Genomic DNA, 22992 nt, shown 5'->3' with positions numbered 1-22992 from the left:
CCGCTCGGGCGGCGTTCAACGGGCCCGGCCCCCACTGTTATGGAGCTGTGATGACAGTCAGCAAAACCAAAAGCAGTTTTTATCGCCGTTTGTATGTCGCCTGGCTGATTGACAGCGGTGCCGCCACCAGCGTGCCCGCCCTGGTAGAAGCAACCGGAATGCCGCGCAGAACGGCGCAGGATACGCTGGCAGCCCTCGCCGACCTGGACATCGACTGCCGCTTTACGCAGGACGACGGCGAGCGACATAACGCCGGTCAGTACCGAATCCACGACTGGGGCGCGATCGACCCGCAATGGATCGTGCGCAACCTGGCGCAGATCAGATCCGTTCTCGGCTATCCGTAACCGCGAGCGGTAAACATCCACTCTGGCGCCGCTCGGCCGTCCCAGAATGGGGTGCGGGATGGGTAGCCTTTATCCGCGTACTCGCAACGTTCCTCTCAACCATCAGTAGCGTGGTCCTTTGCCAGGCGCGCCGTTAAGCTGTTCGGTCTCTTCGCCCGCATGGTTCGTCGTCAATGTCTCAACGCCCCGCCCTGTTCCCGGCACTGCTCGCTGGTGCCGCCCTGCTACTGGTTGTCCATGGCCTCGGGCGATTCGTCTACACGCCGCTTCTGCCGTGGCTGGTAGAGGATGGCGTGCTCACCGTGCAACAGGGCGCGAGCGTCGCCAGCTGGAATTACCTGGGCTACCTGATTGGCGCGCTGCTCGCGCTGCGCTGGCACCAGGTTGGTCAGATTCGCCGGAGCTTGCCTTGGGCACTGGTGCTGCATGTCGGAACCACATTGGCGCAGACCCAGGCCGAATCGGTAGAGGTGCTTTCAGCGCTGCGCCTGCTCAATGGCATCAGCAATGGGCTGGTTTTTGTGCAGGCTCCCTCGCTGCTGCTGGAATGGCTGGCGCGTCATCGCCGCGTCTCATCCAGTGGCCTGGTCTATCTTGGCGCATGTGTTGGACTGATCGTATCCAGTCTGATGGTCAGCTTAAGCAACGGTGTGCTCGAGGGTGCTGATCGTTGGTGGCCTGCGGCAATCCTGTCTATCCCGCTTTCGTGGTGGGGCTGGCGCAAACTGGCGAGCCTCGACCTGCCTCCCGAAGAACCCCAAAGCACTGCCACAAAGCCCCGGAGCGCGCGCCTGCTGGACCGCGCCAGTACACCGCTGTTTCTCTCGTATGCAGGCGCCGGCATGGGTTATATCTTGCCGATGACCTTCTTGCCGATGGTCGCGCGGTTGCAGGTCGAACCGGGAGACATGCTGGTGGAAAGCAGCTGGTTGGTGGTCGCACTGGCTACCCTGCCCTCACCCTGGCTATGGAATCGCCTCGGCGCTCTGCTCGGCGATACGCTGGCACTGCGCTTCAGCTATGTCACGCAACTGGTCGGTGTGCTGGCTGCGCTGTTGCTGCCCGGCGCACCGGGGATCCTGATATGTGCCGTCCTGGTCGGCGGCACCTTTCTTGGCACCGTGTTGCTGACCCAGCGCCTGGCACGCGCCCTTCATCCGCACCAGGGACCGCGACTGTCAGCAGCGCTGATTGCACTCTACAGCCTGACGCAACTGGCCGGCCCCTGGCTTACTGGCGTCTGGCTAAGCATGGGCGGTTCCCTGCACAGCGCCTTCTGGCTCGGCGCCGGCGCGCTGCTATGGGGGCTGGTATGGATGCTGCTGGTGCCACGTCGGGCCTGAAAGCTGTGGGACAATACGACCTTTTACAGCCAGCGGCAGCCGACCATGACATCCAGACCCGCCACACCGCCACCGCGCAAGGCCAAGCCAGCGGTCGAGAAGGCCGTGCTGCACCCTCGTAACCGCCATACCGGGCGCTATGACTTTCCGGCGCTGATAGCGGGCAGCCCCGAGTTGGCGAGGTTCGTCATTCTCAATCCCTACGGCAAGCAAAGCATCGATTTTGCCGATCCGGAGGCAGTCCGCGTCTTCAATCGCGCACTGCTCAAACAGTTCTACGGAATCGTGCACTGGGATATACCGCCGGGTTACCTGTGCCCGCCGATTCCAGGCCGGGCCGACTATCTGCACGGTCTGGCCGACTTGCTGGCGGGCGAAAACGCTGGTGAGATTCCGCGCGGCGCAAGCATTCACGCACTGGACATCGGCACCGGCGCCAACTGCATTTACCCGTTGATCGGTCTGCGCGAATATGGCTGGCGTTTTACCGGGTCGGATATCGATGCAACGGCGCTGGCGTCGGCCCGTACCATCGTCACCGCGAACAAGCTCGGCAAGAGCATTGAATTGCGCGCGCAGCAGCACCCTCGCCACGTATTTGAGAATCTGCTGCAGGCCGAGGATCGCTTCGACGTCACACTCTGCAATCCACCCTTCCATGCCTCGCAAGCAGAAGCCAGCAGTGGCAGCCAGCGAAAGTGGCGCAACCTTGGCAAGCTGGACCCCAAGCGCAAACTGCCCGCGCTTAACTTCGGCGGTCAGGCAGCGGAACTCTGGTGTGAAGGTGGGGAGGCAGCATTTGTTGCGCTGCTGGCGGAAGAAAGTCGTGGCGTGAGCCAACAAGTCTGCTGGTTCAGCACGCTGGTTTCGAAAGCGAGCAACGTGCAGCCTCTACAGGCTCGGCTCAAGAAGCTTGGCGCCCAACAAGTACGCGTATGCGAAATGTCCCAGGGGCAAAAGCGCAGCCGCTTCGTGGCCTGGACCTACCTCGATAATGAACAGCGCGCGAAGTGGCGGAGTGATCACTGGTGAGTCGCCAGTTGGGCTGATCGCTTTCCGAATGATCAGCTGAGCAACTTACTTCAGACGGCAATATCCCAGCGCTGGCGATCTTTAAGGGCCAGCGTCTGGATATACCTCGGCTCCCCGTTGATTTCTTCCAGCTCGGTCATCCCGGCGAGTTCGCCGACGACGCGATAGCGCTTGCCGACGCGTTTGTCCTGCAGCGGATAGAGCTGGGCAATCTGTTGGGCGAGTTCGGTAAGAGTGGACATGGTTCGGTAGCTCCAGATAACTGCATGCCGCAGCTTTTTACAGGCCTTAGGTTACGATTCAACGACAACCTTCCTTCGTCTCGCCTGTTGGAGCCATCCGTTGCGCAATTGATTCCCTAACAGAAGCAAAAACTACCCGAACGATTGATCAACAGATCCCTACTCCCAGCTGCAACAGTGCCAGGCCACCCTGCTGCCAGCCCCACCAAGCCGCGACCAAAAGCAGCGAAGCCAACATGGCGCCGCCTGCCCATAACCAGCCGCGGCGCATCACGCCATACCTGCCGCCAAGCGCACACGCTCGACCGGCTGCTCACGAATCGGCCAGTTGAGTGCTGCAGCCATCAGGCTCAGCGCGATGGAAATCTGCCAGACCAGGTCGTAACTGCCAGTCGTGTCATAGACCCAGCCGCCCAGCCAGCCACCGAAGAACGAACCGATCTGGTGGAACAGAAATACGATGCCGCCCAACATCGACAAATTGCGCACGCCAAACAGCGTAGCGACCGTGCCGTTGGTCAAGGGCACGGTAGAGAGCCACAACAGCCCCATGGCGATGCCGAATGCATAGGCGGTCCACAGCGTCAGCGGTGCAAAGAAGAACGCGCTGATTACCACGGCCCGAGCCAGATAAAGCGCCGTCAGCAATTTCGGCTTCGAATAACAACCGCCCAGCCAGCCAGCCGTGTAGGTGCCGATAATGTTGAACAGGCCAACCAGTGCCAGAACGGTCGTGCCGGCCATCGCAGGCAACTGCTTGTCGACCAAATAGGCCGGCAAGTGAATACCGATGAACACCACCTGAAACCCGCAGACAAAGAAACCCAGCGCCAGCAGCCGGAAGCCGGAATGGCTGACCGCTTCACGCAGCGCCTCCATCAGCGTTTGCTGCGGGCCGGTCACCGGCACTGCTGGTCCGCTGCGCAGCATCAGCGCCAGCGGCATGATCAACGCCACCAGCAAACCCAGCGCCAGCAAGGCCGACGACCAGCCCAACCAGCCAATCAGACCAAGCGTGCCAGGCAGCATCGCAAACTGACCGAACGAACCTGCTGCGCTGGCAATACCCATCGCCATGCTGCGTTTTTCGACCGGCACCGCGCGCCCGACTGCACCAAGGATCACGGAAAAGGAGGTTCCGGAAAGCCCCAGCCCGATCAGCAGGCCGGCACTGAGAGACAGTGAAACCGGCGAATCCGCGCCCGCCATCAGCAACAGGCCGACCGCGTAGAGCACACCACCGAGCAGCACGGCACGGGCCACACCAAAACGGTCCGCCAGCGCGCCGGTGACCGGCTGCGCCAGACCCCAGATCAGATTCTGCAAGGCAATGGCAAACGCAAAGGTTTCACGCCCCCAGCCGAATTCGGCGCTCATCGGTGGCAGGAAAAGCCCGAACCCATGCCGGATACCCAGGGAAAGAGCAAGGATCAAGGAGCCGCCCAGCAGGATCCAGGTACTGTTGCGCCAAATCGCATTCATCGCCGACACACTTTGCAAAAATCGAGGGGGATTCATCTTACCTGCAACCACCCCGTCATCCACCTCCCCTTTTTACTCAGTGAACGACGAGTGGCGGGTTTGCTCGGGTAAACTGCCGCCTGTCTGCCTTTCCCGACGCGAGTACCCCATGCCGATTCGCCACTGCATCGTTCACCTGATCGAAAAAAAGCCGGACGGCACGCCTGCCGTTCTCCATGCCCGCGACTCGGAGCTGGGCGATTCTCAGGCCATCGAGAACCTGCTGGCCGATCTCAACGAGAGCTACAACGCCAAGCAGGGCAAGGCCTGGGGCTTCTTCCATGAGGAATCCGGTGCCTACCCCGTCAGCGGCTGGCTCGCGCAGTACATGGAAGGCAATCAGGACTTCACCGCGTTCAGCCGCCAGGCGGTTGAACATCTGCAGAAGCTGATGGAAGAGTCCAACCTGTCAACCGGCGGCCACGTGCTGTTCGCTCACTACCAGCAAGGTATGACCGATTACCTGGCCATCGCTCTGCTGCATCACAGCAATGGCGTGACCGTGACCGACGCACTGGATGTAGCCGAAGCCAGACACCTCGACCTGGGCCAACTGCATTTGGCGACACGCATCAACATCTCCGAGTGGAAGAACAACAAGCAGTCCAGGCAGTACATCTCCTTCATCAAGGGCAAGAACGGCAAGAAGGTGTCCGAGTACTTCCGCGACTTCATCGGTTGCCAGGAAGGCGTCGACGGCCCGGGCGAAACGCGCACGCTGCTCAAGGCCTTCAGCGATTACGTCGAGAGCGAAGACCTCCCCGATGAAAAGGCTCGTGAGAAAACCAGCGCACTGGTGGGTTACGCCAGCAGTCAGGCCAAGATCGGCGAACCGATGTCACTGGAGGAATTGTCCGGCGTCATCGACGAGGAGCGGCCACGCGCCTTCTACGACCACATCCGCAACAAGGACTATGGCCTTTCGCCGGAGATTCCCGCTGACAAGCGCACCCTGAACCAGTTTCAGCGGTTCACCGGGCGTGCCGAGGGGCTGTCGATCAGCTTCGAATCACATCTGCTGGGCTCGAAAGTCGAGTACGACGAAGCCCGCGACATGTTGATCATTCGCAACCTGCCGACGCAGCTGACCGATCAACTCAAGCGCCGCAAGGGATAAGGCGCCGGGCAGCGACGCCTATTCAGGTGGAGGCTGCTGAGGCTCTGGGCCAAGGCCCGCGCAAGGCACACTCGCTACGAAAATCTGCCTTCCCGCTGGAATGAAACGGCCATCTGCCAGTCAGATGGCTGCTTATCGCTGCCGCAAACCCCGCTCTATCCGTAACGGCTAAGGAATCACAATGGATTGGCTTCACCTGATTATTCTGTCCCTGGTGCAGGGCATTACCGAATTTCTCCCGATTTCCTCTTCCGCCCACCTGATCCTTCCTTCGCAAGTGCTTGGATGGCCCGACCAGGGCCAGGCATTCGACGTTGCGGTGCACGTCGGCACATTGCTCGCCGTATTGATCTGCTTCCGTCACGAAGTGATCGCGACCACCCGCGGCTGGCTGGCGCATGTGTTCCGTCGGCAGGTCAGTGCCGAAAGCCGTCTGGGTTGGGCGATTATCATTGGCACCCTGCCAGCCGGAATCATCGGCTTGCTGCTGGAAGACTATATCGAGCAGTACACCCGTTCGATGCTGTTCATTGCGGCAACGACCATCATCTTTGGCCTGCTGCTGTGGTACGCCGACGTCAAAGGCCGACGTGTCGCCGAAATGGACCAGCTGACCTGGAAAAGCGCACTGATCATCGGCTTTGCCCAGGCGCTGGCACTGATTCCCGGTACATCGCGCTCGGGTATCACCATGACTGCGGCCCTGTTGCTCGGCTTCACCCGGCAGACTGCTGCACGCTTCTCCTTTCTGCTGTCGATACCGCTGATTCTCGCCGCAGGCGGACTGAAAGCGGTCGAACTGGCTCAGTCAGGTGAAGCTGCGCCGTGGAATGACATTTTCATCGGGGCAGCACTGTCGTTCGTAGCCGCTTTCCTTTGCATCAAGCTGTTCCTCAAGGCGCTCGACGCGCTGGGCATGCTGCCTTTCGTGATCTATCGCCTGCTGCTGGGCGTGACACTGCTGTTCATCGCGCTCTGACGAGCGTCAATGGAGGCCCGCGCAACGCATGTGCGCGGGCCCGATACATCAACGCGCGTCGATGCGATAACCCATGCGCGGGAAGTGCACATGCACGACGCCAGCACGCTCATCCTCACGTCGCAGAATCAACTCTTCCACGCCAGCGAAGACCAGCTCACCCTCGACCGGATCGGTGCCGTAGTCCACTGCGGAGATGGTCACGGCCTGGCCTGCTTCGAACCCGTTGGGTTCAGAGAATGGCTCATCCGGAAGATCGGCCGGCGTTGCCTCGCGGGCGATAGCGACGGCGTCCTCGGCTGACAGCTCGGACAGCGAGCCATGCCCCACGGCCAGCACTTTACCCAGCCAGGCTGCTACGTCCGGATAGGCGTCAATCAGCGGCGCCGTCACCGGTGTGCCCTTGAGGAACCAGAGGCAATGGGCGACGGAGAAATCAGCCACGCAGGGTGCGCTGCCAAGCAGAAACTCTCCGTTACCACGCGCCAGTTGCTGTTGCAGGCGCGCCATCAGGACCGGCCAATGGTTCTTCGCCTGCTCCAGTGGAACCCGAGCCGCCGAGCCGCTGCTGAACAACGCAGCGCGGTCCTTGCTGAACACCTCGATGAACGCCTTGGGCACTTGAGCGAAACGCATCGCCATCGACTCGGGCTGGAACACCAGGCTCACGGCATGCAGAAATAGCACCGAGTCAGCCCACTGGGCCAGCGTAGCCGCGACGAACTCCTGTCCTTCCGGAAACAGCGCAGGTGTAGCTTTCTCGGCTTCCAGACGACGTGCAATCAATGCGGTGTCGCAATAGATGTCAGCGCCAATCTGCAGCACCGGCGTCCGCCGATAGCCACCTGTCAGCGCGGTCAGATCCGGTTTTGGCATCACCGGAGGAATTTGCACCGAGCGCCAGGAAAGCTGCTTGAAACCCAGCATCAGTCGCGCTTTTTCGGCAAAAGGCGAGGTTGGATAGTGGTGCAGGATCACTTCGTGCATTGCAGGCTCCGCCAGTCGTTAGGTAGACCGGCAGCTTACTCGCGCCAACGGAGGCAGCCTACCCGTTCAGCTGATTGCCTGGACATTCACCGGATCGCTACCGGACTGAGCAGAGACCAGTGCCTCTTTGGCGGGTTTCTTCATTTGTTTGATGGCGCGCTCACGCCGAAGTGCATCGCCCTTGCTGCCAAGCCTTTCGACATAGACCAGCGCCACCGCGGGGCTGGAGTGAAAGAACCGCGCTCCTCGCCCCCCCTGATGAGCCGCGAAGCGGCGCCGTGCGTCGTCACTTATCCCGCAATAGAGCGAGCCGTTGGCGGCGCGTACCAGATAGACGAACCAGGGTTTGATAGCAGCGGTGCTCATGCAGCAGGCTCTTGAAAAGACGGTTGGATTCTCCTGCGCAAAACCCGTCAGGACAAGGCCGCTCTAGCGAAACGAACATCCGCAAGCGCACCGCTTGTCGTCTCGACTTCATCGCGTTTGAACGCTGCAGCAATGTTCCGACACAGTTTGCGTATGCGTGCGACCAGCAGCCAAGCCGCTAGCTTCGAGAAGTGTCGCTTCGCTTAGCAAAGTCCGTCGATCCTGTCGAGATATGGTGGCGGTTCGCCTTTGCGTATACTGCGACGATGTTTGCCCACACTGCATTCCGCAAACGCTGCGCCTCCTGGTTGCTGGCGGCCGGACTCTTCCTGATGCTCAGCAGCTGCGCTGAACCGCCCAGCGCGCTTGAGCGAATAAAGGAGGAAGGTGTACTGCGCGTGATCACCCGCAACAGCCCGTCCACCTATTTCCAAGATCGCAACGGCGAAGCCGGTTTCGAGTATGAGCTGGTCAAGCGCTTTGCCAGCCATCTCGGCGTCAAATTGCAGATCGAAACCGCCGACAGCATCGAAGACATCTTCACCCGCCTGAACCGGCCTGGCGGCCCAACACTGGCCGCCGCTGGTCTGGTGGCCAGCGATGGGCGCAAGGACCTGGCGCGCTTCACCCAACCCTACCTGGACGTCACCACTCAGGTGGTCTATCGCCGAGGGCAGCGCCGTCCGACCCAACCCGAAGACCTGGTTGGCAAACGTATTCTGGTGCTCAAGGGCAGCAGTCAGGCGGAAAAGCTCAAGGCTTTGCAGAGCGAACTCCCCGATCTGCGCTACGAAGAATCGGATGCCGTAGAAGTGGTCGACCTGCTGCGCATGGTCGATGAGGGCCAGGTGGACCTGACGCTGGTCGAGTCCAATGAACTGGCACTGAATCAGGTGTACTTCACCAATGCCCGAGCGGCTTTCGATCTTGGCGAGCAGAGCAGCCTGGCTTGGATCGTTGGCAAGGGCGAAGACAACAGCGTGCTTGAAGCAGCCAACCAGTTCCTCACCCAGGCGCAGGAGAACGGAACCCTGCAGCGCCTGCGTGAACGCTATTACGGTCACGTCGACGTGCTCGGCTACGTTGGCGCCTATGCCTTTGCCAAGCACCTGCAGCAACGTCTACCGCGCTATGAAAAGGTGTTTCGCGAAACGGCCAAGGAACACGGCGTCGACTGGCGTCTGCTCGCCGCCATCGGCTATCAGGAGTCTCACTGGCAGCCCGAAGCCACCTCGAAAACCGGCGTACGCGGCTTGATGATGCTGACGCTCAACACGGCCAAGGCCATGGGTGTAAACAATCGGCTCGACCCGGTTCAAAGCATTCAGGGCGGTGGCAAATACATCGCCCGGGTTCATGCCAATCTGCCTGACAGCATCAAGGAGCCGGACCGCACCTGGTTCGCGCTGGCGGCTTACAACGTCGGCGGCGGTCATCTGGAAGATGCGCGCAAACTGGCCGAAAGCGAAGGTCTGGACCCGAACAAGTGGCTCGACGTGAAACAGATGCTGCCAAGGCTGGCACAGAAACAGTGGTACACCAAGACGCGCTATGGATACGCGCGCGGTGGCGAGCCGGTGCATTTCGTTGCCAACATCCGCCGCTACTACGACATCCTGACCTGGGTAACCCAGCCACAGATGGAAGGCCAGCAACTGGTCAACAACGAGATCCACGTTCCGGGCATCAACTCCACCGATCTCGGTGAGATTCTTCCGCCGCTCTGATCCTTGCGGCCCTGCCCCTCAGCCCCTTCCGATCGGTGCGAAGATGCCTGCGGTGTGCTCGGCCAACACATCAGCCGCCAACTCCACCTCCAACCCTCGTCGTCCGGCGCTGACATAGATGCTCGGTTGTGCTTGCGCCGAAACGTCGATGAAGGTGCGTAGCCGCTTCTTCTGGCCCAGCGGGCTGATGCCACCTACCAGATAACCGGTCGCACGTTGCGCTGCCATAGGATCGGCCATGTCGACCTTCTTGACCTTGGCGGCCTGCGCCAGCGCCTTGAGATCAAGCGAGCCGGCAACCGGCACGACAGCGACAAGAAGCTCGTTCTTTTCGCTGCACGCGAGCAGCGTCTTGAACACTCTCGCCGCCTCGAGACCGAGCTTCTCCGCGGCCTCGAGGCCGTAGGATGCCGATTTCGGGTCATGTTCGTAACTGTGGATGCGGTGCTCGGCCTTGGCCTTTTTCAGCAGATCGATAGCGGGCGTCATGGCAAAAGGATTCGTCGAGGAAAGGCCACTACATTAGCCAAAACCCAACGGCCCGCACAGCGTGCGGGCCGAAGCTACTGCAGCACCTACCGGCCGTTAGGCCGACCGGACCTACCCTCAAACTAGCGGTCAGGCCACCTTGGCCCGGTTCGCGGTCCGCAACTGGCGAGCCGCCGCGACCATGTTGACCAGCGCCGCTTCGGTTTCCGCCCATCCGCGGGTTTTCAGGCCGCAGTCGGGGTTGACCCAGAGCCGCTCTGCCGGGATTCGCTCGCTGGCCTTCTGCAGCAGGTGCACCATCTCTGCTGTGTCTGGCACCCGTGGCGAGTGGATGTCGTACACGCCGGGACCGATGTCGTTGGGGTAGTCGAAGGCGCGAAATGCTTCCAGCAACTCCATTTGCGAGCGCGAGGTCTCGATGGTGATGACGTCAGCGTCCATGGCGGCGATCGCCTCGATCACATCGTTGAACTCGCTGTAGCACATGTGAGTGTGAATCTGGGTTTCGTCGCGTACTCCACTGGCGCACAGGCGGAACGCATCAACTGCCCAGTCCAGGTAGTGCCCCCATTGGGAACGGCGCAACGGCAAGCCTTCGCGAAAAGCCGCTTCGTCGATCTGGACGATCTTGATGCCCGCCGCCTCCAGGTCACAGACCTCGTCACGGATCGCCAGCGCCAGCTGCCGGGCCTGCTGCTCGCGGCTGAGATCCTCGCGAGTGAAGGACCACATCAGCATGGTCACCGGGCCTGTCAGCATGCCTTTCATGACCTTGCTGGTCTGCTGCTGAGCGTAGCGAATCCATTCCACCGTCATCGCTGTCGGGCGGCTCAGGTCGCCGTAGATCACGGCTGGTTTCACACAGCGCGAGCCGTAGCTCTGCACCCAGCCGAAACGGGTGAAGGCATAGCCATCCAGTTGCTCGGCGAAGTACTCGACCATGTCGTTGCGCTCGGCCTCGCCATGCACCAGCACGTCCAGTCCCAATTGCTCCTGGACGGCGACCGCGTGGCGAATCTCGGCATGCATCGCCTCGGTGTAGTCGGTCAGCGCCAGCTTGCCCTGCTTGAAGGCCTGACGCGCCAAGCGGATCGCCGGAGTTTGCGGGAACGAGCCAATGGTGGTCGTGGGGAATGCCGGCAGATTCAGCCGGGCGCGCTGCTTTTCGATACGGCTTTCAAAGCCTGACTGCCGCTGGCTGTGTCTGGGCTTGATCGCGGCCAACCGCGCTTGTACCTCGGGTTTATGGATCCGGCTGGACAGTGCGCGGCTCGCCTGCACCCCGCGGCTTTGCTGCAGCTCTGACTGTACCAGGGCGTCATCAGGCTGATTGACCGCACGCGCCAGCACCGCGACCTCGGCACATTTCTGCACGGCGAATGCCAGCCAGCTCTTCAGTTCGGCGTCCAGTTGGTCTTCGCGCGCAAGGTCCACCGGCGCGTGCAGCAGCGAGCAGGACGGCGCGACCCAGAGCCGCTCACCCAGCCGTTCTGCAGCGTGGCGGAGCACGTTCAAGGCTTTATCCAGATCGCAACGCCATACGTTTCGTCCATTGACCAGGCCGAGAGACAAGATTTTGTAGGCGGGCAGTCGATCCAGAATGACCGGGTACTGGTCCGGTGCCCGCACCAGATCGATATGCAAGCCATCGACCGGCAACACTGCGGCCAAGCCGAGGTTGTCCTCCAGCCCACCAAAATAGGTCGCGACCAGTTTCTTCAACGGCGCGCGCTGCAACTGGTTGTAGGCTCGTTCGAAGGCGTTCTTCCAGTCCTGAGGCAAGTCGAGCACCAGGATCGGTTCGTCGATCTGCACCCACTCGACACCCAGCGCAGCGAGTCGCTCCAGCACTTCTCCATAGACTGGAAGCAGGCGTTCGAGCAGCTCCAGCTTGTCGAACGCCTCACCCTTGGCCTTGCCCAGCCAGAGATACGTCAGCGGCCCAATCAGCACCGGCTTGACCGCATGCCCCAGCGCTTTGGCCTCTTCGACTTCTTCGAACAGCTGTTCCCAGGACAACTGGAAGGTCTGATCGACGCTGAATTCAGGGACCAGATAGTGATAGTTGGTATCGAACCATTTGGTCATCTCCTGCGCCTGGCCACCACCGCAGCATGCGTGGGTAACGCCCCGCGCCATGGCGAACAAGGTATCCAAGGTAGGCTGGCCATCGGCGGGACGAAAGCGCTCAGGCACAACGCCAAACATCAGGGAGTGCGTCAGAACCTGGTCGTACCAGGCAAAATCGCCAGCCGGTAGCAGTTCGATGCCGGCATTGGCCTGCAGCTGCCAATGGGCGGCTCGCAATTCACTGCCGACCTGGCGCAGCTCGGCCTCGCTGAGATCACCCTTCCAGTACGCTTCGAGCGCCTTCTTCAATTCTCGGTCGGCACCAACACGTGGGAAGCCCAGGGAATGCGCAACAGCCATGACGATCTCCAATTCGTTCGTTTTCGATGAGCGGATTGTGATGGCCCGACAGCGATGAAACAAACTCACGCATTTCTTGATCATCAGTAGATATTTTCATGTTATTCGCTAGTGCGGCTCTTCCAGGGCGTACAGACCCGCATTCTGCAGTCGGTACGTCGCGGCACCCTGGACCACAATGAAAGAAATTTGAGATGGGTTTGATAGCGACGCCGCTTGCACACTCGTCCATGCGCACCGTTCAAACGCCAACTATCGACATGCCGGCTCGACAAGGGTCGGCGCGCTGGGACACACTTCGCCGCCACGATGAGAAAGGCTCAAGTCACCCGTCCTCAGCACCTAGTTAAAACCCCGGCTCGCCAACGAAACAGCAGGAAGACCCCAGCATGCTGGAAATCCGCCACCTGAAGACCCTTCATGCACTGCGCGAAACCGACAGTTTGGTAGAGGCCGCCGAGCGGCTGCATCTGACCCAGTCGGCGCTGTCCCATCAGTTCAAGGAACTGGAGGAACGGTTGGGTTTGCAGCTGTTTGTCCGTAAGACGCGGCCGGTGCGTTTCACCAGCGCCGGGTTGCGTCTGTTGCAGCTGGCCGACAGCTTGCTGCCGCAGCTGCGCAGTGCCGAGCGGGACCTGGCCCGGCTGGCTGGCGGCACCGCAGGACGCCTGCACATGGCAATCGAATGCCACAGCTGCTTCCAGTGGCTGATGCCAACCATCGACCAGTTCCGCGATGCCTGGCCGGAAGTCGAGCTGGACCTGGCCTCGGGGTTTTCCTTCGCGCCGCTTCCGGCTTTGGCACGAGGTGATCTGGATCTGGTGGTGACGTCCGATCCAGTCGACCTGCCGGGCATCACCTATGTGCCGTTGTTCACCTACGAAGCGCTGCTCGCCGTCGCCAACCAGCACGTGCTCGCGTCCCGCCCGTTCGTACGCGCCGAAGACCTGGCCAGCGAAACCCTGATCACCTATCCGGTGGAACGCGATCGTCTGGACATCTTCACCCGCTTTCTCGAGCCGGCCGATGTCGAACCGGCGCAGGTGCGGACGTCCGAACTCACCGTGATGATGATGCAGCTGGTGGCCTCCGGTCGCGGCGTATGCTGCGTACCGAACTGGGCATTGCATGAATACAGCACGCGCGGCTATGTCACGGCCAAACGCCTGGGCGAAAAAGGTTTGTATGCCACCCTTTATGCGGGTATCCGCGCTGACATGCTGGACTCGCCGTTCATGCGCGATTTCCTTTTGACCGCCAAGGACACATCCTTCTCGACCCTGGAAGGGGTCAGCGCCGCGTCGAAGACCAAATAGCTTATTCCTGCCGATACGGCAGCGCATCGCGCGCTGTCTCGGCATAGCGCATCACGCCCAGCCGCTCCTGCTGAAGGAACTCGCTGACCGCAGCACGCAACCCCGGATGGACCAGATAGTGCCAGGAGCGGGTGATCACCGGCTCGAAGCCGCGTATCAGCTTGTGTTCACCCTGGGCGCCGGCATCGAAGCGTGACAAACCGCCGGCGATCGCCTGATCGATCCCCTGGTAAAAGCAGGTTTCGAAGTGCAGGCGATCGAACTCCGCCAGGCTGCCCCAATAACGACCGTAGAGCTCGACAGCGCCGATCAGGCTGAACGCCATGGCCACCGGTCGTCCGCCCTGTCGGGCAAGTACCACGCGGATTGCCTCGGGCATCCGCTCGGCCAGCAGACTGAAGAATTTCCGAGTCAGATACGGCGCCTGGCCACGCACGTGGTAGGTATTGGCGTAGCAGGCGTAGACGAAGTCCCACTCCTGTTCGCTGACCTGGTGGCCCTCGCGCCACTCGAACTCAATCCCCTGCCCCGCCACCTGCTCACGCTCCTTGCGCAGCTGCTTGCGCTTGCGTGAGGTGAGGCCGTCGAGGAAATCCTGGAAATCCCGGTAGCCGCGGTTGTGCCAGTGAAACTGGCAACCGATGCGCTCAAGCCAGCCATCCCGGTTATCAAAGACCGCATCAGCATCCGGCTCGGTGAAGTTCACGTGCAGGCTCGAATAGCCCCCTTCGGCCAAACCGGTGGAGAGCTGATCCAGCAACTGACCACCCGCCACACAGTCACCCAGCAAGCGCGCGCCGGTCACCGGTGAAAAGGGCACCGCACAGAGCAGCTTGGGGTAGTAGTCGATTCCAGCACGGTGGCAGGCGTCAGCCCAGGCCCAATCGAAGACGTATTCGCCACTGGAATGGACCTTGCGGTAAAGCGGCAGCGCGGCTACCAACGCACCCTGGGCATCGCTGAGTAATTGATGCATGGGATGCCAGCCGCTGCGCCCACCGACACTTCCGCTGTCTTCTAACGCGGACAGAAAGGCATGCCGGAGGAAGGGCTGCGGATCTCTACCAAGCAGGGCATCCCAGCGAGCGGGATCGATATCGGCAAGGCGGGACAGGGTTTGAATAGGCATGCGCGCCAGTCTGGCCTGTAACCGAGACGAAAAAAAGCCCCGCCGAAGCGAGGCTCAATCAGGCACCAGAAGAGAATCAGCGGTTAGAACACGTACTGAGCGCGGAAGACCAGGCCATCACCGTCGTCATCGCCGTTGGCGTTCTCGGTATTGTCGACCTTGGCTTTGACGTAGTAGCCGCTGAGCTTGACGTTGTCATTGGCGTACCAGTTCAAACCCAGGTTGTGCACCTTGCCTTCGACGTCGTTCGTTGCAACCAGACCGACGTTGTCATCCTCAGCTTCGATGTGGTCGTAACGGTAGAAGACTTCCCAGGCACCGATCTGCTTGTTGGCAGGCTTCAGCTGGTCGAAACGGCCCAGCTTGTAGCCGCGGGCTTCGCCGGTCAGGGTGTAGGCGACCTGTGCGTAGTAACCCTTCGCCTCCACATCTTCAAAGGCAGCGGAATCGGAGTCCATTTCGCGTGTGATGTACTCACCCTGTACCGACAGCGGGCCCATGGCCCAAGCGGCTTCCAGACCAAAAGCGGTGTCGTCCCCGTAGGAACCAGCCGGTGCGTTGTTGGCGCCACCCAGCAGCAGGCGGTTGCCGTTGGTGCCGGCGTCGTTGCCACCGGCGGTGCTCACGCCACGCATGCCCAAGCGGCTGCGAATGCGCCCGTCAACAGCGGTGTCATCCAGGTTGCGCTGGGCAAAGTTCACGCCCAGGTGCAGCACATTGCCCGCCTCGTGCATCGGCGCAAATACGCCGCGAACGTTGACCTGCTTGACGCTTTCACCGTCCACGTCGTTCTGGTCCTTGGCGTGCAGGCCCACCGAGCCGTACAGCGACGAGCCTGCCGTGCCGTTTACCTGGATACCCAGACCGTTCTGGTGACCATTGGCCCAGTCAACCAGATCGTAAGCGGCGTTACGCTCCTGAGCCGTCACCCACTTTGAGCTGGTGGCTTTTTCCAAACCGAAGTCAGGGTCGAAACGGCCCATCTTGATGTTGACCGGGTTGAAGCCGGAATACTGAATGGACGCCTCGTCCCAGTAGCCGTCTTCGCTGCTGCCGGCGTTGTGGGCGAAGTCGTAGTTGAACTGGTATTTCCAATCCTCAAAGGCTACACCGCCGATTTCGAGGAAGGCGCGGCGGAAGTACGCCGCATCAGCATTGTCACCGTTCTGGGTGTAGAAGCCGTCGAAGGTGCTGTAGTCGGCCTGCAGACGGCCACCGATCTTGAAGCTGAATTGCTTGTCCGTCGTGGCGACTTCCAGGCCACCCTTGGTCTTGACTACGATGTCAGCGCCGTCAGTGGTAACGGTACCGGCGAAAGCCTGGGCGGAAACGGCCAGAGCGAGGGCGCTGGCGGCGAAACCGGCGAAGTGCTTACGGATCATCGAAAATTCCCCTTTTGGTTTAGCGTTGGAAAACACACAGCTAGTGGCTCTTTGTGTTGCCGGCATCTTGGCCAGCACGTGTGTCATCCAGGTGGCTTTTCCATAAAGGTTTTATGACAACGGGAACTTAAAAAAGCCGTCTTTATCGCGGCTTATCGAGACTACGTTTGCTCATCTCTCCATCAAGTGGCAGGCACAAAAAAGGCGGACCGAAGTCCGCCTTTGCTTGAGGGGGTAACACCAATCAGCGCTTGCGCAGAATCACACTACCGATGGAATAGCCCGCACCAAACGAGCTGAGCACGCCAAGGGTGCCAGCCGGCAGATCATCCTGATGCTTGTGAAAGGCAATTACCGAACCCGCCGAACTGGTATTGGCGTAGGTGTCGAGGATGACGGGCGCCTCTTCCGGGCTGGCGTCGCGGCCAAGCAGCTTGCGCACAATCAGGTGGTTCATGTTGAGGTTGGCCTGGTGCAGCCAGAAGCGCTTGACCTCGCCGACCTCGATTTCATTTTCCTTCAGGTGCTCACCGATCAGCTCAGCCACCATCGGGCAGACTTCCTTGAATACCTTGCGCCCTTCCTGAACGAACAGCTTGTCCGGGTTGGTCATGTATTCCTCGGCAGTGCGGTTGAGGAAGCCGAAATTGTTGCGGATGTTGTTGGAGTATTCGGTCGCCAGCTTGGTGCTGACAACGTCCCACTGATACTGCGAAGTGGCTTGATCGGCGCGCTCGACGATAACGGCCGTGCAGGCGTCGCCGAAGATGAAATGGCTGTCCCGGTCACGGAAGTTCATGTGCCCGGTGCAGATCTCCGGGTTGACCATCAGTACCGCGCGCGCCTGCCCCAACTGAACCGAGTTGGCGGCATTCTGGATACCGAAGGTTGCCGAAGAACAGGCCACGTTCATGTCGAAGCCGAACCCCTTGATACCGAGTGCAGCCTGCACTTCGATGGCCACGGCCGGATAGGCGCGCTGCAGGTTCGAACAGGCAACGATCACACCATCAATGTCGGCTGCGGTTTTGCCTGCGCGCTCAAGCGCCTGCTGGGCGGCCTTGACCGACATCTCGCAGAGGATGGACCACTCGTCGTTGCTGCGCTCGGGAATGCGCGGAACCATGCGATCCGGATCGAGGATGCCGGCCTTGTCAGTGACGAAGCGGCTCTTGATGCCCGACGCTTTTTCGATGAACGCGGAGCTGGATTCCGGCATCGGCTGTACTTCACCCGCTTCGATTGCCGCGGCGTTCTCATCGTTGAAACGGCGCGAGTAGGTGTTGAAAGACTCAACCAGCTCGTCGTTGGAAATGCTCTGGGCAGGGGTGTAAAGGCCGGTACCGCTGATGACGACGTTATGCACAGTCGTTCCTCTCGAATATTGGCTGATCATAGTCGGGCGCCGGAACAGGAGCGAAGCCGGCCAGCGCCGATGCGATCGTTCATGCCGCGTCTGTTTATATGGCGGCTATTGTGCACGAAAACCGAACAGAATCTGCAGCTCAGCGCGTAAAAGCAGACAAAGGTTGACGATGTGCAGCGAGGGTTGCGACACAGCGGCAATGTCCACCGTGGCCCGCTGGCTCCAGGCTTTCGGGTATTCTTGCACGCCCTCATTCCAGGACTGCGCCCCGATGAAAGAGCCACTCGCCGAACTGATACGTCTGATCAGCTCAGGCTGCATGAGCGAAGAAGAGATCAACCGGCTCGCCGACGAAGCGGCTCAGGCCTATGCCGATCCCCAGGCTTTTCTGCAGGCGAACCCGGACATCATCTACGACGATGATTTCCCCATTCCGCTGGGCGAATGGATGATCGTCGGCAGCCTGCCGGACACCGTATTGTTCCAGGCCGACGATTATCAGGCTTTGTTCGAGCAGATCGTCGGGTCATTCGGGCCGGATGTGAATTTCGTGCTCAAGTCAAAGCAGCTGGCGAAAACCGAGCCGCTCAAGGCACTCAACCGTATCCAGACCCAGCTCAGCAGTCTCTACCCGGAAAAAGGCGGCTATGTGCTGGTGGATTTCAGCGAGCCACTGGACGACGAACTGCAGGCGGTGCTCGTCTACACCTGCGATCTCGAGCGAGTCATGGCGCTGGCTGTGCAGGTGGGCATCTATGCAGCCCCGGCACTTGCGGCCCTGCAAGCAGAAAGCGAAGACTGACTCAGCGCCGGCGCAGCGGCTCGAGCAAGCCGGACAGGCCGTTGTGGTCGATCTCCTGCATCAGCGCCAACAGCTGGCCGAGATCCCCGGGCGGAAAACCGACCCGGGCGAACCAATTCAGGTAGTTGCCCGGCAGATCTGCAATCAGCCGTCCCTTGTATTTGCCGTACGGCATCGTCTGGGTCACCAGGCGTTCCAGGTCTTCAGGTTTCATTGCAGCGCTACCGGCGGATGGGCCGCAGATACTGCCATAGCCATTGTGGCCGTGCAGCTTTCGGCCCGTTCCGCACATTTGCGCGGCCTGTCGGTCGGATAGAAACGCAGCCCTCCCCCACCGGCCAATCGCTTACGAAATGACGCGTCCCGCGCCGCTGCGCCAAAACCATAACGCCGAGGAGATCAAGATGACGGAACAACCGAGCCCCAAGCCCGAACTGGACGAGGCCGCACTGGCGTTCGCAGAACAGGTTTTCGAAAGCGCCCGTACCGGCGACGCTCAGCGTCTGGCTGACCTGCTCGGTCGCGGCTTGCCGGCTAACATTCGCAACCACAACGGCGACAGTCTGTTGATGCTCACCAGCTACCACGGCCATCTGGACGCCTCCCGTGTGCTGCTGGAAAACGGTGGCGATCCCCAGCTACGCAACGACAAGGGCCAGAGCCCGCTGGCCGGCGCCGCCTTCAAGGGCAACCTGGAGATGACCCGCCTGCTGCTAGACCACGGCGCCGACGTCGAAAGCGCGACATCCGACGGCAAGACCGCACTGATGATGGCTGCCATGTTCAATCGCGCCGAAATTGTAGAGCTGCTGCTGGCGCGCGGAGCAGACCCGAGACGCGCCGACATGAACGGCGTTACGGCCCTGACCGCTGCGCAGTCCATGGGTGCGCAGGACACTCCAGAACTGCTAACCGAAGCTCTCGCTGGCCGCAACTGAGGTTCAGCTGCGCAGGCTCTGGACGGCAGCCCTCCTCGGCGCTACGCAGCGCACATCGGGCGCTTGCAGCTGTCAGTTACCGTGCCTGGCCAACCGTAGCACTGGCCGTCACGATCTAGCAGAGGAGCACTCATGACCATCGAAACATTACTGATCGAGGGCATCGCCACGCCCGTATCGCGCATCGGCCTGGGTACCTGGGCCATCGGCGGCTGGATGTGGGGCGGCGCGGATGATGACCGCTCCGTCACCACCATTCGCAGTGCGCTGGAGCGCGGCATCAACCTGATCGACACGGCGCCGGTATATGGCTTCGGTCACTCCGAAGAGGTCGTCGGCAAGGCGCTTGAAGGCGTGCGCGACCAGGCAGTGATCGCCACCAAGGTCGCGCTGGACTGGAGCGAAGGCGGCCCGCGCCGCAATTCGACGCCTGCGCGCATCCGTCAGGAAGTCGAAGACTCGCTGCGTCGGCTACGCACCGACCGCATCGATCTGTACCAGGTGCATTGGCCAGACCCACTGGTCCCCATTGAGCAAACCGCGGCCGAACTAGAAAAGCTGCGCCAGGAAGGCAAAATTCTAGCGATCGGCGTAAGCAACTATTCCACTGAGCAGATGGATGCATTTCGCGTAGCCGCCCCCCTGGCCACGGTGCAACCGCCGTACAACCTGTTCGAGCGCGCAATCGAAACCGATGTGTTGCCCTACGCTCGGGATAATGGCCTGGTCGTGCTCGGCTATGGCGCCCTTTGCCGCGGGCTGCTTTCCGGCCGGATGACCAGCAGCACTACCTTTGATGGCGACGACCTTCGCAAGTCGGACCCCAAGTTCAAGACGCCGCGCTTCGAGCAGTACCTGTCCGCAGTCGAGGCATTGAGAGCGCTGGCACAGGAACGTCACGGCAAGTCCGTACTGGCGCTCGCCATCCGATGGGTACTCGACCAGGGCCCGACCATTGCGCTTTGGGGTGCACGCCGGCCGGACCAGCTGGACGGCATCGACGATGCCTTTGGATGGTCGCTAAGCCCACAGGATCTGACGGATATCGACGCATTGCTCGCCGAGCACATTACCGACCCGGTAGGGCCGGAATTCATGGCGCCGCCTACCCGTAAGGCGTAACGCACGGGGATTTTTGCCTGAATCCGCACGGCGGGCACGGGCAGAACCGGCGTTGATCCGCTATGCATTATTCATGCGGTAAATGGACAGAAACGGAACGATATCGCGATAATCCGCGCCTTCGCGAACATGTACTAGCCCCTACAGGTCAGTCACTGATGAAGGATCGCTCCAACCGTGCGCGCAAAGATCATTGTTGTGTCCCTTCTGTTCTATCCCGCCTGGGCGCAGGCTGCGGATCCGCCGTTGCGGTTTTCGGTCAGCGACAGCTCGACCATGCCGATGATTGATTTGCAGAACGGCCAGCCGGTCGACGGCATTCTTCACGACCTTCACAGGCGCATCGCCGGAAGGGTTGGGCGCAAAGCCGAGGAGCTGGTGATGTCGCGGGCGCGCATCCAACCGCTACTGGCCGAGGGCGCGGTCGATGTCAGCTGTTATATGAACCCGGCCTGGCTGGCGGTAAACCACGCGACTTATCGGTGGAGCGTGCCGTTCATGAATCAGCGCAGCATTCTGGTGGCTCGCCCTGAAACTTCTCCAGCCAAACTGTCAAGCCTACGCGGCCGACGAATAGGCACAGTACTCGGCTTCTACTATCCGGAGGCAGAGGCTTCGTTTCGAGACGGCACCTTGATCCGCGACGATGCCCGAACCGAGCAGCAGGTGTTGGAAAAGCTCGCCGCCGGACGTAATCGTTATGCAATCAGCACTCAGGTAGCATTGGATTGGTTCAATCGTGACAGACCGGCACAACGCAAGCTGCAGGCTATCGACCGGCTGTGGGAGTCTGCTATCCACTGCATCGTTCGCGATGAGCCGGACGTACCGGCCCGCGAACTTCTCGCTGCCATACAGCAGATGCAACACGACGGTGAGTTCAACGCGATCCTGGCGAAGTATCGGTAGCGGCTCGGCCTAGCACGTCGACACTGGGGCGTCACAAGCTTGCATCCTCGCTCTTGGTGACGAACTTCAACCTGTGATTACTGCCTACTTATTCGCCCACCCCCACACACCCCAGCGCCGCTCGACTTGAGCGGCGCGTGTCCGTTATTCGAATCATTCCGTCGAGGCACCGATGAACCATGTGAACGCCACAGGCAAGCCGACGCTTTCGGCACGCGCCATATTGCTGATCGAGCTGGCCCTGGCCATGGGCGGGTTCGCCATCGGCACTGGCGAATTCGCCATCATGGGCCTGATGCCCAACGTCGCGCAGGGGCTCGGAATCAGCGAACCCCAGGTGGGCCACGTAATCAGCGCCTATGCGCTGGGCGTGGTGGTGGGAGCACCGCTGCTGGCGATCCTCGGTTCCCGAATGTCTCGGCGGCATCTGCTGTTGCTGCTGATGACCTTCTTCGCACTGGGCAACTTCGCCAGCGCGATGGCGGCGGATTACCACACGCTGATGGTCTTTCGCTTTATTGCAGGGCTGCCCCACGGCGCCTATTTCGGCGTAGCCATGCTGGTCGCCGCTTCAATGGTGGCCCCCCACCAACGCGCCAAGGCGGTCAGCCGCGTGCTGGCCGGCCTGACTATTGCGATGCTGATCGGCAACCCAACCGCCACCTGGCTGGGGCAATGGCTCAGCTGGCGCTGGGCCTTCGGCCTGGTGGGCCTCATCGCCCTGCTGACGGTGTTGCTGGTGGCAATCTTCCTACCACTCGACCGCAGTGAGCCGCGCAACAACCCCATGCGTGAACTGCGTGATTTCAATCGCAAACCCGTGTGGCTGGCGCTGGCCATCAGCTCGATCGGTTTCGCCGGCATGTTCTGCGTATTCAGCTACCTGGCGCCGACCCTGCTGGAGGTCACCGGCGTCGGCGAGCACTGGATTCCGGTAGGCCTGGCCGCACTTGGCCTGGGCGGCATAATCGGCAACATCTTTGGCGGCTGGCTGTTCGACAAGTTGGGATTCAAGGCAATTGCTTGGTTGCTGCTATGGAGCATTGTGGTGCTGCTGGTGTTCCCGCTCGCCTCGCACTCGCTATGGACGATCCTTCCAGCCGCGTTTGCGGTAGGCACCATGGTATCGCTCGGTCCGCCGCTGCAGACCCACCTGATGGATGTGGCCGGTGAAGCCCAGACCCTGGCAGCCGCATCCAACCATTCGGCATTCAACGTTGCCAACGCGCTCGGACCCTGGCTCGGCGGGCTGGCGATCAGCGCCGGGCTTGGCTGGACCTCGACCGGCTACATCGGCGCCGCTACCGCTGCCGTCGGCTTGCTGGTGTTTTGGTGGGCCTGGACTGCAAGCAACCCAAGCGAAGAAACAAGGGGAGCCGCCACCGCCTGCGATTGAGGGAATGACCTCACAGAGTAGTGGACTTGCCAACCGAAACGCCTGTTGATTG

23 protein-coding genes are annotated in these 22992 nt (G+C 61.0%); 12 read left to right on the top strand and 11 right to left on the bottom strand.

Annotated features, from left to right (window positions below; all coding sequences use genetic code 11):
* The first annotated feature begins 50 nt into the window (after positions 1–50).
* The 3 genes from ALTERO38_RS04770 to rlmF all read left to right on the top strand — a co-directional run bounded on the left by ALTERO38_RS04770 (position 51) and on the right by rlmF (position 2722).
* Entirely contained in the window at positions 51–347 is a 297-nt protein-coding gene (locus tag ALTERO38_RS04770) for a helix-turn-helix domain-containing protein (protein ID WP_148926510.1), read from the top strand.
* A gap of 173 nt (positions 348–520) precedes the next feature.
* Positions 521–1690 (top strand): YbfB/YjiJ family MFS transporter, encoded by a 1170-nt coding sequence (locus ALTERO38_RS04765; RefSeq protein WP_148926511.1) that lies wholly within the window; start codon positions 521–523, stop codon positions 1688–1690.
* 45 nt (positions 1691–1735) lie between these two features.
* Positions 1736–2722, top strand: coding sequence for a 23S rRNA (adenine(1618)-N(6))-methyltransferase RlmF (rlmF, locus tag ALTERO38_RS04760; protein ID WP_148926512.1), 987 nt, complete (start codon positions 1736–1738; stop codon positions 2720–2722).
* 50 nt (positions 2723–2772) lie between these two features.
* On the opposite strand, the gene ALTERO38_RS04755 is transcribed toward rlmF, so the two are convergent.
* Both ALTERO38_RS04755 and ALTERO38_RS04750 read right to left on the bottom strand, forming a co-directional pair.
* A complete protein-coding gene (locus ALTERO38_RS04755) occupies positions 2773–2964 on the bottom strand; it encodes a hypothetical protein (protein ID WP_045425197.1) in 192 nt (63 codons plus the stop codon).
* A gap of 270 nt (positions 2965–3234) precedes the next feature.
* The gene (locus ALTERO38_RS04750; RefSeq protein ID WP_148926514.1) at positions 3235–4446 is read right to left on the bottom strand and encodes an MFS transporter; all 1212 of its coding nucleotides are present in this window, start codon (positions 4444–4446) and stop codon (positions 3235–3237) included.
* Between the two features lie 148 nt (positions 4447–4594).
* Between ALTERO38_RS04750 and yejK the strand changes: the two genes are divergently transcribed.
* The gene (yejK, locus tag ALTERO38_RS04745) at positions 4595–5602 is read left to right on the top strand and encodes a nucleoid-associated protein YejK (protein ID WP_148926515.1); all 1008 of its coding nucleotides are present in this window, start codon (positions 4595–4597) and stop codon (positions 5600–5602) included.
* 181 nt (positions 5603–5783) lie between these two features.
* Positions 5784–6581 (top strand): undecaprenyl-diphosphate phosphatase, encoded by a 798-nt coding sequence (locus ALTERO38_RS04740; protein ID WP_073302376.1) that lies wholly within the window; start codon positions 5784–5786, stop codon positions 6579–6581.
* Positions 6582–6629: 48 nt separating this feature from the next.
* Here the strand turns inward: ALTERO38_RS04740 and ALTERO38_RS04735 are convergent, their stop codons facing one another.
* A complete protein-coding gene (locus ALTERO38_RS04735) occupies positions 6630–7568 on the bottom strand; it encodes a glutathione S-transferase family protein (RefSeq protein WP_148926516.1) in 939 nt (312 codons plus the stop codon).
* A 66-nt stretch (positions 7569–7634) separates the two neighbouring features.
* On the bottom strand, positions 7635–7934 hold the full coding sequence (locus ALTERO38_RS04730; protein ID WP_102835882.1) for a GIY-YIG nuclease family protein: 300 nt from the start codon (positions 7932–7934) through the stop codon (positions 7635–7637).
* A 266-nt stretch (positions 7935–8200) separates the two neighbouring features.
* Between ALTERO38_RS04730 and mltF the strand changes: the two genes are divergently transcribed.
* The gene (gene mltF, locus ALTERO38_RS04725) at positions 8201–9661 is read left to right on the top strand and encodes a membrane-bound lytic murein transglycosylase MltF (RefSeq protein WP_159967461.1); all 1461 of its coding nucleotides are present in this window, start codon (positions 8201–8203) and stop codon (positions 9659–9661) included.
* An 18-nt stretch (positions 9662–9679) separates the two neighbouring features.
* Here the strand turns inward: mltF and ybaK are convergent, their stop codons facing one another.
* A complete protein-coding gene (ybaK, locus tag ALTERO38_RS04720; RefSeq protein ID WP_159967460.1) occupies positions 9680–10150 on the bottom strand; it encodes a Cys-tRNA(Pro) deacylase in 471 nt (156 codons plus the stop codon).
* 129 nt (positions 10151–10279) lie between these two features.
* Positions 10280–12580 carry a 5-methyltetrahydropteroyltriglutamate--homocysteine S-methyltransferase gene (metE, locus tag ALTERO38_RS04715; protein WP_159967459.1) on the bottom strand — a complete coding sequence of 767 codons (2301 nt, stop codon included), beginning with the start codon at positions 12578–12580 and terminating at the stop codon, positions 10280–10282.
* A gap of 389 nt (positions 12581–12969) precedes the next feature.
* On the opposite strand from metE, the gene metR reads away from it, so the two are divergent.
* Positions 12970–13896 carry a transcriptional regulator MetR gene (metR, locus tag ALTERO38_RS04710; RefSeq protein ID WP_159967458.1) on the top strand — a complete coding sequence of 309 codons (927 nt, stop codon included), beginning with the start codon at positions 12970–12972 and terminating at the stop codon, positions 13894–13896.
* 1 nt (position 13897) lies between these two features.
* On the opposite strand, the gene ALTERO38_RS04705 is transcribed toward metR, so the two are convergent.
* The 4 genes from ALTERO38_RS04705 to ALTERO38_RS04690 form a co-directional block, all read right to left on the bottom strand.
* Positions 13898–15025 (bottom strand): GNAT family N-acetyltransferase, encoded by a 1128-nt coding sequence (locus ALTERO38_RS04705; protein WP_159967457.1) that lies wholly within the window; start codon positions 15023–15025, stop codon positions 13898–13900.
* A gap of 83 nt (positions 15026–15108) precedes the next feature.
* Positions 15109–16407, bottom strand: coding sequence for an OprO/OprP family phosphate-selective porin (locus tag ALTERO38_RS04700; RefSeq protein ID WP_159967456.1), 1299 nt, complete (start codon positions 16405–16407; stop codon positions 15109–15111).
* Between the two features lie 244 nt (positions 16408–16651).
* Positions 16652–17773, bottom strand: coding sequence for a beta-ketoacyl-ACP synthase III (locus ALTERO38_RS04695; RefSeq protein ID WP_159967455.1), 1122 nt, complete (start codon positions 17771–17773; stop codon positions 16652–16654).
* A gap of 105 nt (positions 17774–17878) precedes the next feature.
* Positions 17879–18019, bottom strand: a complete 141-nt coding sequence (locus ALTERO38_RS04690) for a hypothetical protein (protein ID WP_159967454.1) — start codon at positions 18017–18019, stop codon at positions 17879–17881.
* A gap of 25 nt (positions 18020–18044) precedes the next feature.
* Here ALTERO38_RS04690 and ALTERO38_RS04685 point away from each other — a divergent pair, with 25 nt between their 5' ends.
* Positions 18045–18575, top strand: a complete 531-nt coding sequence (locus ALTERO38_RS04685; protein WP_159967453.1) for a hypothetical protein — start codon at positions 18045–18047, stop codon at positions 18573–18575.
* A 1-nt stretch (position 18576) separates the two neighbouring features.
* Here the strand turns inward: ALTERO38_RS04685 and ALTERO38_RS04680 are convergent, their stop codons facing one another.
* On the bottom strand, positions 18577–18789 hold the full coding sequence (locus ALTERO38_RS04680; RefSeq protein ID WP_102835996.1) for a DUF3820 family protein: 213 nt from the start codon (positions 18787–18789) through the stop codon (positions 18577–18579).
* Between the two features lie 190 nt (positions 18790–18979).
* On the opposite strand from ALTERO38_RS04680, the gene ALTERO38_RS04675 reads away from it, so the two are divergent.
* The 4 genes from ALTERO38_RS04675 (at position 18980) to ALTERO38_RS04660 (ending at position 22940) form a co-directional block, all read left to right on the top strand.
* A complete protein-coding gene (locus ALTERO38_RS04675) occupies positions 18980–19513 on the top strand; it encodes an ankyrin repeat domain-containing protein (RefSeq protein ID WP_159967452.1) in 534 nt (177 codons plus the stop codon).
* 132 nt (positions 19514–19645) lie between these two features.
* Entirely contained in the window at positions 19646–20635 is a 990-nt protein-coding gene (locus ALTERO38_RS04670; RefSeq protein WP_159967451.1) for an aldo/keto reductase, read from the top strand.
* Positions 20636–20812: 177 nt separating this feature from the next.
* A complete protein-coding gene (locus tag ALTERO38_RS04665) occupies positions 20813–21544 on the top strand; it encodes an ABC transporter substrate-binding protein (RefSeq protein ID WP_159967450.1) in 732 nt (243 codons plus the stop codon).
* Positions 21545–21716: 172 nt separating this feature from the next.
* Entirely contained in the window at positions 21717–22940 is a 1224-nt protein-coding gene (locus ALTERO38_RS04660; protein WP_159967449.1) for an MFS transporter, read from the top strand.
* The last annotated feature ends 52 nt before the right edge of the window (positions 22941–22992 follow it).

The organism is Pseudomonas sp. 9Ag, assembly GCF_902506445.1.
GTDB classification, from domain to species: Bacteria; Pseudomonadota; Gammaproteobacteria; order Pseudomonadales; family Pseudomonadaceae; genus Stutzerimonas; species Stutzerimonas stutzeri_AB.
This window is presented reverse-complemented; position numbering and strand designations above follow the sequence as displayed.

Bases quoted from the DNA above. Each gene is read 5' to 3' on its own strand.
- ALTERO38_RS04770 (WP_148926510.1), top strand. From the start codon at position 51: ATGACAGTCAGCAAAACCAAAAGCAGTTTTTATCGCCGTTTGTATGTC.
- ALTERO38_RS04765 (WP_148926511.1), top strand. From the start codon at position 521: ATGTCTCAACGCCCCGCCCTGTTCCCGGCACTGCTCGCTGGTGCCGCC.
- rlmF (WP_148926512.1), top strand. From the start codon at position 1,736: ATGACATCCAGACCCGCCACACCGCCACCGCGCAAGGCCAAGCCAGCG.
- ALTERO38_RS04755 (WP_045425197.1), bottom strand. From the start codon at position 2,964: ATGTCCACTCTTACCGAACTCGCCCAACAGATTGCCCAGCTCTATCCG.
- ALTERO38_RS04750 (WP_148926514.1), bottom strand. From the start codon at position 4,446: ATGAATGCGATTTGGCGCAACAGTACCTGGATCCTGCTGGGCGGCTCC.
- yejK (WP_148926515.1), top strand. From the start codon at position 4,595: ATGCCGATTCGCCACTGCATCGTTCACCTGATCGAAAAAAAGCCGGAC.
- ALTERO38_RS04740 (WP_073302376.1), top strand. From the start codon at position 5,784: ATGGATTGGCTTCACCTGATTATTCTGTCCCTGGTGCAGGGCATTACC.
- ALTERO38_RS04735 (WP_148926516.1), bottom strand. From the start codon at position 7,568: ATGCACGAAGTGATCCTGCACCACTATCCAACCTCGCCTTTTGCCGAA.
- ALTERO38_RS04730 (WP_102835882.1), bottom strand. From the start codon at position 7,934: ATGAGCACCGCTGCTATCAAACCCTGGTTCGTCTATCTGGTACGCGCC.
- mltF (WP_159967461.1), top strand. From the start codon at position 8,201: ATGTTTGCCCACACTGCATTCCGCAAACGCTGCGCCTCCTGGTTGCTG.
- ybaK (WP_159967460.1), bottom strand. From the start codon at position 10,150: ATGACGCCCGCTATCGATCTGCTGAAAAAGGCCAAGGCCGAGCACCGC.
- metE (WP_159967459.1), bottom strand. From the start codon at position 12,580: ATGGCTGTTGCGCATTCCCTGGGCTTCCCACGTGTTGGTGCCGACCGA.
- metR (WP_159967458.1), top strand. From the start codon at position 12,970: ATGCTGGAAATCCGCCACCTGAAGACCCTTCATGCACTGCGCGAAACC.
- ALTERO38_RS04705 (WP_159967457.1), bottom strand. From the start codon at position 15,025: ATGCCTATTCAAACCCTGTCCCGCCTTGCCGATATCGATCCCGCTCGC.
- ALTERO38_RS04700 (WP_159967456.1), bottom strand. From the start codon at position 16,407: ATGATCCGTAAGCACTTCGCCGGTTTCGCCGCCAGCGCCCTCGCTCTG.
- ALTERO38_RS04685 (WP_159967453.1), top strand. From the start codon at position 18,045: ATGAAAGAGCCACTCGCCGAACTGATACGTCTGATCAGCTCAGGCTGC.
- ALTERO38_RS04680 (WP_102835996.1), bottom strand. From the start codon at position 18,789: ATGAAACCTGAAGACCTGGAACGCCTGGTGACCCAGACGATGCCGTAC.
- ALTERO38_RS04675 (WP_159967452.1), top strand. From the start codon at position 18,980: ATGACGGAACAACCGAGCCCCAAGCCCGAACTGGACGAGGCCGCACTG.
- ALTERO38_RS04670 (WP_159967451.1), top strand. From the start codon at position 19,646: ATGACCATCGAAACATTACTGATCGAGGGCATCGCCACGCCCGTATCG.
- ALTERO38_RS04660 (WP_159967449.1), top strand. From the start codon at position 21,717: ATGAACCATGTGAACGCCACAGGCAAGCCGACGCTTTCGGCACGCGCC.